Origin of the sequence: Bacillus silvicola (assembly GCF_050524305.1) — a bacterium.
In the GTDB taxonomy this organism is placed as follows: Bacteria; Bacillota; Bacilli; order Bacillales; family Bacillaceae_G; genus Bacillus_A; species Bacillus_A cereus_AT.
The window spans coordinates 509,081-521,484 of the sequence record NZ_JBNGVC010000013.1; the positions used below are offsets into that span (position 1 = coordinate 509,081).

Below are 12,404 nucleotides of genomic sequence, written 5' to 3' on the forward strand. Positions count from 1 at the left end.
AAAAAACAAAAATTAACAGAAGGAATTTTATTCTAAAAGAGGTGGAATTTATGACACAACACGAAGAACAGCAAGAAAGCAAGAACCAAAAGCATATGTTTCCATCACTTCCGGAAAACGTTAATTATATTGAAAATAAACTTTGCCACTCGGATGATATAAAAAAATTAGATATCCCTTTTCAAAACGGAAAAGGAACAATCTTATATATTGAATCTTTAGCAGACCCAAATTTAATTCACCAATTGGCTCTTGAGCCTTTATTAACGCGGACGGATTTGGCTTTAGATAAAGCTTTTTCTACATTAAATATGAAAAAAGAAACGAATTTAAATTATGGGGTGCAGCTTTTATTACAAGGAAAATCATTATATTTTCATGAACACGTCGATAGCTTTTGTATTTTCGAAACAGCTCTATCTTTAAAAAGAGATATAACAGAGCCGGATAATGAAGGCATTGTACGTGGACCACATACCGGTTTTGTAGAAGATTTAGCAACCAATTTAGCTTCTATTCGTAAACTCATAAAAAGTCCAAATGTCGTCGTTAAATATTTCACACTTGGTGAAGAAATGCACACGAAAGTGGCAATTACTTATATTCAAAATATAGCTAATGACGATCTCGTTGCAGAAGTAAAAAGAAGATTAGAAATGATTAAGACAGACGCACTCATGCCACCAGGCTACATACAGGAATTTATAGAAGATACATCTTTCTCACCATTCCCGCAGCAATTAAATACAGAGCGCCCAGATAGAGTGGCTGCCAATTTAATGGAGGGGCGAGTTGCTATTTTATCTGACGGAGATCCAACAGCTCTTATCGTTCCTGTTACATTATTCGCTTTTTATCAATCACCTGATGACTATAATAATCGCTGGATTGTCGGTTCTTTCGTGCGAATGATTCGCTTAGTAAGTTTTTTAATTGCCTTTCTCTTACCAGCTATATATATCGCAACTGTCGCTTTTCATCCTGATGTGTTGCCACTCGAACTCGTTTATACAATTAAAGCTTCATTAGAAAAAGTGCCACTTCCTCCTATTTTTGAAGCTCTCTTAATGGAATTGATCTTCGAATTATTGCGCGAAGCTGGTATTCGTCTGCCGAGCCGCGTTGGACAAACAATCGGTATTGTAGGCGGTTTAGTAATTGGGGATGCAATTGTAAAAGCTGGACTCGTTTCTTACACAATGATTATCGTTGTAGCTTTAACTGCAATTGCATCTTTTCTTGTTCCATCAAACGATATGAGCTCAGCAGTTCGGATCCTTCGTTTTCCGTTAATGATCCTTGCTGCTATATTCGGGTACGTAGGAATATCATTCGGTCTAATTATAACTTTCGTTCATTTATGCCAGCTACATTCATTTCATACACCATATCTTTCTCCTCTTGCACCAATGCGGATAAAAGATATGAAAGATTCTTTTGTAAGACTACCAATTTGGTCGTTTTGGGAACGACCACATGATCCAAAACCTAAAACAATGCAACGACAACATGTAACGAGAGAGGATGAGAACGGTGACAAACACGCAAAGTAAAATTTCACTAGTTCAATTTACCTTTTTCGTTATTCAATGCCAAATCGGTGTTGGTATACTTTCTCTACCAAACCGTCTTCACCCAATAGCGAAAGGTGGTGGATGGATTGCTGTTCTCATCGCTGGTTTTGCAATTCAACTTATTATTTTACTTATGTGGCTTCTCTTAAAACGATTTCCTGATGCAGATATGTATGAAAGTGTTTGTATGCTATTTGGTAATAAACTTGGAAAACTATTAGGTTTTGCTTATGTTTTTTATTTTACCCTTATCGGTATGACGGTTATGTTAAATGCTTGTAATGTCATTAAAGTATGGATATTACAAGCAACTCCTTGGTATGCCATTCTCATACTATTTACAATTGCTTGTTGTTATGTAGCTTATAATACGTTTAAAGTTATCGTACGGTTTTACGTCATGGCTTCTATCCTCATTTTACCAATGGCTTTTTTAATTGCCCTTGGGCTCTCGCGAGCTGATTTTTCTTATATTTTCCCCATTACAGAGGCTGGATGGTGGAATATTATTCAAGCATCCAAAGAAACAATTACAGCCATGTATGGTTTTGAAATTATTCTTATCGCTTTCCCAAAAGTAAACGGGAGTTCTGTGGCAAAACTGAAGGCAATTTCTATAGCTAATGGATTTGTAACTCTTTTTTATGCCTTTACAGTTTGGATTTGCTTTATCGTATTTAGTCCAAAACAAGTTGAGCTTATTCCAGAGCCAGTTGCTTACTTACTACGCTCCTTGCATATCGGGATTATAGACCGGACTGATTTACTATTCATACCAATATGGATGATAACAGTTGTGGCTTCTATTGCTAGTTATTATTGTGCTGCTTCAATCGGAATTGGACATATATTCAATCTTGCTAATCATAAAAAAGCTGTTCCAATCGTTGGTATTATTGCTTTTAGTGTAGCCTTATTTATAGTTACACCTGAAGAATTAAAAGTAATTGCAACTTTCACTGATAAGTTCACCTATATTTTCATAGTTGTCCTCCCTCTTTTATTTCTACTTTATTCAGTAATAAGAAATAAGAAAGGAGAGCAGTATGTTCAAAAAAAGAATTAAATTACTTTTTGTATTATGTGCTAGTTCATTCCTTTCTGCCTGTTGGGATCAAGAACCATTAAGAGAGGCAAGATTAGCTTATAGTATTGGATATGATATTACAGAAGAAAATAAACTTCAGCAAACGATTGAGCTCGTAAAAAGTTCAAGTGGCGAACAGTCTTCATTCGAGAATGAAGTACATTCAGCAACCGGACATAACATAAGAGATACAAGCGATGCACTGAAAAAAAATGTAACTGGGAATATCCGTTACTTTAAATACGGTGTTCAATTATTAGGAACAAAAATCCAACAAAAAGGTATACTACCCTATTTAGATGTCAGCTTTCGAGACCCAACAAACCCAACTGCTTTAGTGAAGCTTATTTCAGTAGATGGTGACACATCCGAGATACTCGAAAAGAAGAAAGTAGGGAATTTACTGATTGGAGATTTTCTAAAGAAAAAAGTGAAAAGCTTAGAAGATATGAGTGTGTTTCCAAAAGAAACTTTAGAAACAGCTGCTACAAAAATGTTAGATCCGGGTAAAGATTTCACTCTCCCTTCAATAAAAATAAAAGGAAAAGAAGTTATTACAGACGGGTTAGCTTTATTTAATAAAGACAAATTAACTGGACATTTACCCCTGAAACAAGCTGTTTTATTCGTGTTATTAACCGGAAAAATGGGAACAAGTGCCCGTATAACCCAAAAACTTACTAGTGATGAATCAGAGAAGACATCTGATTATTTAACAATGGAAGTGAGCAATCAGAAATTAAAACGAGACTTAAAAATAACAACAGATAAAAAAGGAAATGTTTATGCTCACATTAAGCTTCAACTAAAAATTATAGCGCTTGAAGCTCCAAGGGATAATCTTTATAAAATGGGTGAAAGAGAAAAGCTAAATAGAGAATTATCGAAACAACTTACGAAAGAAGCTAAACAAATAACGAAAAAGCTACAAAAAGCAAATTGTGATGCTTTCGGTATCGGAAGACATCTTATCGCTTATCATCCTGATTTATGGAAGAAAAAAAATTGGAATAAAGATTATGCAAAAGTGAAGTTTAAACCTGAAGTAAAAGTGGATATTTTGTATAGTGGTGTCTTAAAATAAAAAGGTTGTATGCCGCGCGGGCATACAACCTTTTATTTCGTATATCGATATACAATTGATTCATATGGTCTTAAATTAAGATTTGTAATATCCTTGCTTGAATCTTTATAATTTGACAATAATACTTCTTGTTTCATTCCATCTAATTGAACATTACCTGGTACAGAATATGTTATTTCTTCTCCATAGAAGTTATTTATAACAAGTAGTACTTCATTCTTTACAGTACGAGTATATGCCCAAGTCTTAGAATGATTTTCATCTAAAATAGCATATTCCCCTTCTGTAATTACATCATAAGTTTTTCTAAGTTCAATTAACTTTTTATAATGATAAAATACAGATTCTTTATCTTCTAACGCTTTTTCTACATTAATCTCTGTATAACTATCAGCAACGGAAATCCAAGGTGTACTCGTTGTAAAACCGCTGTTCACCTCTCCATTCCACTGCATCGGAGTACGGGAATTGTCACGAGATTTTTGTTTTAAAATCCCTATAATCTCTTCTTTTGATAATCCTTCTTCTAGCTTTATATCATATATATTTAACGATTCCACATCACGATATTGCTCGATGGACTCAAATTTAGGATTCGCCATACCGATTTCTTCCCCTTGATAAATGTAAGGCGTTCCTTGCAGCATATGCATAGCTGTCGCTAACATTTTCGCAGATTCATTTCGGTACTTCCCATCATCACCGAAGCGTGACACGATGCGAGGCTGGTCATGGTTACACCAGAATAATGCATTCCATCCCCTGCCCTTTTGCATTTCAATTTGCCAGTTAGACATAATTTCTTTTAATTTCATAAAATCAAAATCAGCTTTCGTCCACTTATCACCATTCGGATAATCTACTTTCAAATGATGGAAACTAAACGTCATACTGAGTTCATTGCGCTCAGGGTTTGAGTATTTAATACAATTATCAATTGTCGTCGATGACATTTCTCCAACTGTAATTACCTCTTTCCCTTCAAATACATTTCGATTCATCTCTTGTAAATATTCATGAACACGCGGACCATCCGTATAATATTTACGTCCATCACTTGTCGCAGTACTTCCGTCATCGCTTAAGAAACGTTGGTCTTTTGAAATTAAGTTAATAACATCAAGGCGGAATCCAGTTACCCCTTTATCAAGCCAAAAGCGCATCATATCATACACTTCTTCACGAAGCTTTTCATTTTCCCAATTTAAATCTGCTTGTGTCTCATCAAATAGATGCAAAAAATATTGCTCTGTCTTCTCATCATATTTCCAAGCAGATCCACCAAACTTAGACTGCCAATTATTTTTTTCATCACGCCAAATGTAATAATTGCGATATGGACTATTTTTATCTTCTTTCGCTTCTTTAAACCACTTATGCTCCGTCGAACTATGGTTTACAACGATATCAAGCATAATTTCAATGTCACGTTCTTTCGCTTTTTCTAGAAGCTCTTCAAACTCTTCCATCGTTCCGTAAGATGGATCAATGCTATAATAATCACTTACATCGTACCCATTATCATTTTGTGGTGATTGGTATATCGGTGTTAACCAAATATAATCCACTCCGAGTTCTTTTAAATAATCTAGTTTCTCTGTAACCCCTTTTATATCACCGGTTTCTTTATTGTAATAACTATTAAAGCTCTTCGGATAAATTTGATAGACTACACTTTTATGCCAATCCTTCATGTTTAACTTCCTCCTACTTCTATTTAACTCTTTTCGCAAATAACCATGTTAACGTAAACGGGATTACAACTGCGATAATCATTCCTACAATAAACATTGGAATCGATTTCGGAATGATAGAAATAAATGCTGGCAATCCGCCAATTCCGATAGCAGGTGCTAATACACCATTTAATGTAATGAATATCGATGCCACAGCAGATCCTATAATTGCTGCATAAAACGGGAACTTATTTCGTAAATTCACACCAAACATCGCTGGCTCTGTAATACCGAAGTACGCGGAAATTGCTGATGTCGATGCCATACTTTTATCATTTTGATTTTTAGAAATCCAGAACATTGCAAGTGCCGCACTACCTTGCGCAATGTTAGAAAGAGCAATCATCGGCCAAATAAATGTACCGCCATGTTGTGCAATTAATTGTAAATCAATAGCAATAAACATATGGTGCATACCTGTAATTACAAGCGGTGCATATAATGCTCCAAATAATACTGCTCCAACTACTGGTACTGTTTCATATACGCCCACTAATCCAGCTGTTAATAAATCTCCAATATGACGTGTAACTGGACCAATAATTCCTAATGCTAACACACCTGTTACAACGATTGTTGTAATTGGTACAACTAATAATTGAATTGCATTTGGTACATGTTTCTTTAGGAAAATCTCTACTTTACTCAATACAAACGCTGCTACTAACACCGGCAGGATTTGACCTTGATATCCTACCTTTTCAATTTGGAACAATCCTAAAATATTGAAGTACTCAATCTTTTGACCTTCTAAACCAGTCGCTGCTTTTCCATAATCCCAGGCGTTTAATAAGGCCGGATGCACAAGCATTAAGCCCATAACAATACCTAGTATTGGACTACCACCAAAACGCTTCGTTGCTGACCAACCGACAAGTGCTGGTAAGAATACGAATGCTGTATTGGCCATCATATTAATTAAATCCCAAAGCCCGCCTAAATTCGGATAAACATCTAATAAATTTTTACCATCAAAAAATAAGTCCTTTGCCCCTAATAAATTGTTAATCCCCATTAGTAAACCAGCTGTTACGATCGCTGGTAATATCGGCATAAATACATCTGAAAATACTTTTACAAACTTTTGAGCCGGATTCAACTTTTGATTTCCAGAATCTTTCACGTCAGCTACTGTCGATTCCTCCATACCTGCAAGCGTTATCAATTCAGCGTATACTCGATCGACATCACCTGGACCAATTACAACTTGAAATACCCCAGCATTATGAAACGCTCCCTTTACTAATGAAACAGACTGCAATTTATCATTATCTATTTTACTTTCATCTTTTAAAGCGATACGGAGCCTCGTTACACAGTGCGCAGCTTGTTCAATATTGTCTTTCCCACCAATATACTGCAACACTTCCTCTGCTGTTTTACGATAGTCTTTCCCCATATTCCCGTCCCTCTTTTCTGTTTTTGATACCGTTTACACTTACATATTAACTCGTATATATAAGTTAGTCAACACTCGTATATACGAGTTGATGATTTTTTTATAAAAAAAAGATGAAACGTTATTTCGTTTCACCTCTTTACTTTCTTCGCGCCACATCCGAAAAGTGAAAAATATCTAAGCGGTGACGTGATTCCGTATATTCGAATTGACTCCCATCGTATAAATGAGTAAAGTTTTTCACAACGACAACATAATCTGTGCCATTTAAATCTAAATACTTTCGGTCATCATCTGTACACGGCTGCACTTCAATTACCCTCTGCGAATAACTAATATGTAGCCCTAATTCTTTCTCAATGTATTTATAAATTGATGCCGTTGCAATTTCTCTCGTTAACCCTGGAATAAACTCAGATACAAAATGATTTATATCTAAAATTACTTTTTCTCCATCAATATTTCGCACACGTTTAATATGATCTATTTCTGTTTTTTCTTTCACGTTTAATAATTTGGCAACCTCTTTTGTCGCTTCTTCTTTCTCCATTTCCACGACTTCTGTAATACAATGACGTCCTAGACGCTCATTTTCTTCTTGAAAACTTACAATGCCACCGAAGTTAAACTCAATATTTTTTCGCTTTAATACAAAAACACCTTTTCCATGAATTTTTTGTACATATCCACGCTCTTGCAATAAATCTACCGCTTTTCTTACAGTTCCTCGGCTTGCTTCATACTGCCTCATTAATTCAGTTTCTGATGGGATTTTGCATCCCTCTTTTAATTGTTTATTATCAATAGACTTACTGATTTCTGTATAAATTTGTTCATACTTACTCATCATCTACAATAGCCCCTTGTCACCTTCTAATTCTATATGTATTATACCACGCTACACTCTTCTGCCAATCTCTCACTTATTTTCCAGTTCAAGAAAAATATAGATAAATATTTAACCAAGGATACGTATTTTTATAAAAAAATTTATATTTTTCTTTTCATTCAAAAAAACATGTAGTATACTAACTTCAAAATCAGAGGAGAAAGGGAGCAAAGAACTATGCTTACTTATACAACAATTGTAGTTACATTTGCACAAAAACATCATCATCATACTTAACCCTTGAAACCTAGCGGAAAAATTACGCGTAGGTACAAGGGTTATTCCCGTTGTACCTACGCTTTGGCAAAGAGCCATGTAGGTATTTTTTATCTACATGGCTCTTTTTTTATTGCCAAAAAGCTAGTAAAAAATGATGTTTAAGCAAATCTTACTACAAAGGAGTTAACAAAAATGGAAACGAAAAAATGGGGATTATGGGTTTTAACAGCTTTTGTTATCGGGAATATGGTTGGCGGTGGCGTATTTATGCTCCCAGCAAATTTAGCACACGTATCAGGTCCAATGGGTTCTACACTTGCATGGAGTATTACAGGACTTGGCGTATTTATGATTGCACTCGTATTTGGAAATTTAGCAATTCGAAAACCAGAATTAAAAGCCGGACCACAAAGTTATGCCCAAGCAATGTTTACATCCAAAAAGGCAGGTAAAGTTGCAGGTTATAGTATGGCTTGGGGATATTGGGCTGCTAACTGGGCTGCTACAGCATCTGTAATTATTTCCTTTGCAGGATATTTATCAACCTTCTTTCCTATTTTACAAAGTAAGCAAATTCTCTTTTCAATAAATGGATTTTCACTAGAACTTGGAAAAGGGTTAACTTTCCTCGTATGTAGCCTTATGTTATGGGGTATTCAATATATTCTATCTCAAAATATTGATCGCGCTGGTAATATGAATCTTCTTGCTACCATTGCAAAAATCATCGGATTTACAATGTTTATTGTAATCACATTATTCATTTTCAATGCCTCTAATTTCGGAGACGGTCAAACATTTATGAATGAATCTGGACAAGCCATTTCATTAGGTGGACAAATAAATTCAGCGGCTATTGCAACACTTTGGGCGTTTATCGGTATTGAGTCAGCAGTTATGCTTTCTAATCGTGCAAAATCTCAGCGTGATGTTAAAAAAGCAACGATTTTCGGATTAATTATTGCTCTTCTTATTTACATGGCAATTACTCTACTAACAATGGGCGCTCTTCCGCAAGATGTTTTAAAAGAGTCTCAAAAGCCATTAGTAGATGCATTAAATTTAGCAATTGGTAGTAAAGGTGCTTATATAATGGCCTTACTTGCACTCGTATCTTTATTCGGCTCTACTGTAGGCTGGATCGTTGTTAGCTCAGAAGTACCTTACCAAGCAGCAAAAAATGGGCTTTTCCCTAAGTTCTTCGGAAAAACAAATAAAAAAGGCAGTCCTTCAAAATCATTATTTATTACAAATGTAATGACACAAATTTTCTTATTTTCAACGATTTCTGGTACGGTTTCAGAAGCATATAATTTCGCTATTGTTGTAGCGACATTAGCATATTTAATCCCCTACCTTGTTTCTACCTTGTATCAATTAAAATTAGTTATTACGGGCGAAACGTATGACATAATGCCTGGATCTCGCATAAAAGATGGTATCATTACTGCACTAGCATTTTTATATTCCATTTGGGTTATTAAAACAGGAACTGCTGATTTAAAAACTTTCTTCTTAGGAATTGGGTTGTTTGTATTAGGCCTTATTCTTTATCCAATTTTAATGAAAGATTCACAAAAAAAATAATAAAAAAGAGAAGCATTCCGCTTCTCTTTTTTTATTAAAAATCAGTTAATAACTTTTCTTTTAGTTCACCTACATCTAGCGGTTTTGCATAATAAAAACCTTGCACAAAATCACAACCCATTGATTGTAATAAACCTTCTTGTTCTACCGTTTCTACCCCTTCAGCAACCACTAATAAATTTAAACTATGGGCAATCTCAATAACCGATTTTACAATCGTTCGCTCAGGTTGTGCGTGATCATAATGAAACTCACGAATAAAATTACGATCAATTTTCACAATATCAAGTGGGAGTTTTTTTAAATAATATAATGAGGAATACCCTGTTCCGAAATCGTCTAAAGCGATTAAAATCCCCATACTTCTTAATTCTTGTAATGTAGCAATAATATAATCAAAATGACGTACAGCTATACTTTCTGTTATTTCTAATATTAAACGATTTGGTGAAAATCCTGTGCGCTTCAATATACTACGAACAGATAAAATAAATCGCTTTTGCATCAATTGTTGCATTGATAAATTAACAGATAACTTCAGTCCCTCTTGATACTCTGGTAAAGTTTTAAACAGTCGACATGACTTTTCTAGTACCCAGTCTCCTAGTTTTATAATAAGTCCACACTCTTCAGCTACAGGTATAAATTCACTTGGTGAAATAGGTCCTTCTGCTGTATTACAACGTACTAAAGCTTCAATACCAGTACATTTCTTTGTTTTCAAATCAATAATAGGCTGTAATGCCACTTTTAATTCTTCGTCACGAATTGCTTTTTGCAAAGCAAATTCTATTTTCATTCTACGGTTTATTTTCGCACGTAATTCATCTGTAAAGAAGCACACCGCATTTCTTCCTTGCTCTTTTGCACTGTACATGGCTAAATCCGAATTTTTCAATAACGTTTCAACGTCTTTTCCATCTTGCGGATAGGAACAAAGTCCTAGACTAGCTGAAATATATACTTCATGACCTTCAAGCATAAATGGCGCTTGAAAGCATGACAATACCGATGTCGCTAACTGCCCCATCTCATCATGTGTATGAGTTTTTGTTAACAACACAAATTCGTCGCCACCCAGCCTAGCCAGAACATCTTTCTCTCCTAGCACATAATGCAACCGTGAAGCAACTTCGCTTAAAAGTAAATCTCCTATCATATGACCTAACGTATCATTCACTAATTTAAAACGATCTAAATCAAAGTAAATCATGCCAAACTCTATTTTCTCTGCAATCATCTTATTTACAGTCGTAATTAACTGTAAACGGTTTGGTAAACTTGTTAACGCATCGTGATAAGCAAGTTCCCTATAACGACTTTCGCTTAATCGTAATCTTTGTTCTGCTTCTTTCCTACTACTTATATCATTTCGAATTGCAATAAATTGATAGGGTTCACCCTTTTCATTTAGAAATGGAACAATTGTTGTTTTAACCCAATAATACGTACCATCTTTTGCTTGATTTCGAATTTCCCCCGTCCAAACTTTCCCACTCAAAATACGCTTCCATAAAATTTGAAAAAATGCTTTCGGATGATATCCAGAATTTAAAATACGGTGATCTTTTCCTATTAACTCTTCTCTTTTATATTTTGAGATTTTACAAAATTTATCATTCACATATGTAATACGACCATTTCGGTCTGTAATAGCAACAATTGAAGACTCATCTAATGCTAATTTTAAATCTCGCAATGAAGAGTCATATAATGCATGACCTCTTTGTTCTAGCATGCGCATCTCTCCTTGCTTCCTATCTGACTAAAACACAACTCGTTTCTCTTCATAGAAATAGAGATATTTCATTTTCTAACAATATGCCTTTACATAAATCACAAATTCTTTCTAAATAGGCCGATTAAAATAACATAATATTATTTATAAAAAAAGCAATATGGTGCCATTTTAATGATAGTAGAAGCTTCTCATCTCTCTGTTTATCTAAACTTATTATACCGTATTCTCTTACATTCTTTTAATTTTTAAAGTGACAATTTCATCAATATTAGCCTCTACTCCCTATTAATGTGGCCTCACACCTAATCTCTTTTATTTTATGAGATGTTAAGATGTAAATCTAACTGCCGATACATAATGAAATAGAGATTAAAATATAAAATGCAACTATTCACGAATAATAATATAAAGTGAAACTTTAATCAGTGGGGGGTTCATCATCCACTGATTATTAGTCTTCACCAATCAGGCGTTTACGGGAAGCTGGGCTTCCACCTAACTTCTTTGTTCCAGCTGAATTTTGAGGTGGGAGTTTTATTGCCCACAAATAGCGGGATAAAATCAAAATTTGCATTTAATATACTGAATTACAATAACAAAATATTAACATATTTTCACCTTAATTTTGGAAGAATTTTATAAATATAGTATTAAACTAAAAAAGAGGATATCCTCTTTTTTAATTTAATACTGATATGGTATTTGCTGATAACCCGGGTATGGCATTGGATATGGTGCTGGATATGTTACTGGGTACGGTGCTGGATAGTAGCCTCCACCTGCTGCACCCGTTAATGCGCCAGCTGTAAGCCCACCTAACATGCCTCCAGCAAAACTTCCTGGGAAAAATCCTCCGCCCCACGAGCCGCCACCCCATCCACCACCGTGATGATGATGATGATAATCATAATGATTGTGTCCACCATGGTGATTATGCCCGCCATTATGATGGTGTCCTCCATGATTATGACGATAATACAATCCGTTATTTTCTATATAATTCATTATTCCCCTCTCCTTTCCATTTTCTCACCTTAATAAGAATCCGCGTAATATGGATAACCATATCCTGGGCTTCATAATGCACC

At 34.9% G+C, this 12,404-nt stretch carries 9 protein-coding genes; 4 read left to right on the plus strand and 5 right to left on the minus strand.

The features are described from left to right. The first annotated feature begins 50 nt into the window (after positions 1–50). The 3 genes from gerKA to ACP6L7_RS24830 are packed head-to-tail and all read left to right on the plus strand — an operon-like array spanning position 51 to position 3,745. Positions 51–1,553, plus strand: coding sequence for a spore germination protein GerKA (gerKA, locus tag ACP6L7_RS24820; RefSeq protein ID WP_097832850.1), 1,503 nt, complete (start codon positions 51–53; stop codon positions 1,551–1,553). Beyond that, positions 1,534–2,640 carry a GerAB/ArcD/ProY family transporter gene (locus ACP6L7_RS24825; RefSeq protein ID WP_097832849.1) on the plus strand — a complete coding sequence of 369 codons (1,107 nt, stop codon included), beginning with the start codon at positions 1,534–1,536 and terminating at the stop codon, positions 2,638–2,640. The genes gerKA and ACP6L7_RS24825 overlap by 20 nt, the downstream gene beginning before the upstream one ends. Further along, a complete protein-coding gene (locus tag ACP6L7_RS24830; RefSeq protein ID WP_097832848.1) occupies positions 2,621–3,745 on the plus strand; it encodes a Ger(x)C family spore germination protein in 1,125 nt (374 codons plus the stop codon). Before ACP6L7_RS24825 ends, ACP6L7_RS24830 begins: the two co-directional genes overlap by 20 nt. Before the next feature lie 32 nt (positions 3,746–3,777). On the opposite strand, the gene treC is transcribed toward ACP6L7_RS24830, so the two are convergent. The 3 genes from treC to treR all read right to left on the minus strand — a co-directional run bounded on the left by treC (position 3,778) and on the right by treR (position 7,730). After that, positions 3,778–5,439, minus strand: coding sequence for an alpha,alpha-phosphotrehalase (gene treC, locus ACP6L7_RS24835; RefSeq protein WP_097832847.1), 1,662 nt, complete (start codon positions 5,437–5,439; stop codon positions 3,778–3,780). A gap of 19 nt (positions 5,440–5,458) precedes the next feature. Further along, positions 5,459–6,880 carry a PTS system trehalose-specific EIIBC component gene (treP, locus tag ACP6L7_RS24840; protein ID WP_097832846.1) on the minus strand — a complete coding sequence of 474 codons (1,422 nt, stop codon included), beginning with the start codon at positions 6,878–6,880 and terminating at the stop codon, positions 5,459–5,461. Between the two features lie 139 nt (positions 6,881–7,019). Further along, positions 7,020–7,730, minus strand: a complete 711-nt coding sequence (treR, locus tag ACP6L7_RS24845; RefSeq protein WP_097832845.1) for a trehalose operon repressor — start codon at positions 7,728–7,730, stop codon at positions 7,020–7,022. Positions 7,731–8,180: 450 nt separating this feature from the next. Between treR and ACP6L7_RS24850 the strand changes: the two genes are divergently transcribed. Next, the gene (locus tag ACP6L7_RS24850; RefSeq protein ID WP_097832844.1) at positions 8,181–9,575 is read left to right on the plus strand and encodes an amino acid permease; all 1,395 of its coding nucleotides are present in this window, start codon (positions 8,181–8,183) and stop codon (positions 9,573–9,575) included. Positions 9,576–9,609: 34 nt separating this feature from the next. On the opposite strand, the gene ACP6L7_RS24855 is transcribed toward ACP6L7_RS24850, so the two are convergent. Beyond that, on the minus strand, positions 9,610–11,313 hold the full coding sequence (locus ACP6L7_RS24855) for a putative bifunctional diguanylate cyclase/phosphodiesterase (RefSeq protein WP_430529460.1): 1,704 nt from the start codon (positions 11,311–11,313) through the stop codon (positions 9,610–9,612). Positions 11,314–12,000: 687 nt separating this feature from the next. Further along, positions 12,001–12,321 carry a cobalt transporter gene (locus ACP6L7_RS24860; RefSeq protein ID WP_097832842.1) on the minus strand — a complete coding sequence of 107 codons (321 nt, stop codon included), beginning with the start codon at positions 12,319–12,321 and terminating at the stop codon, positions 12,001–12,003. Between the last annotated feature and the right edge of the window lie 83 nt (positions 12,322–12,404).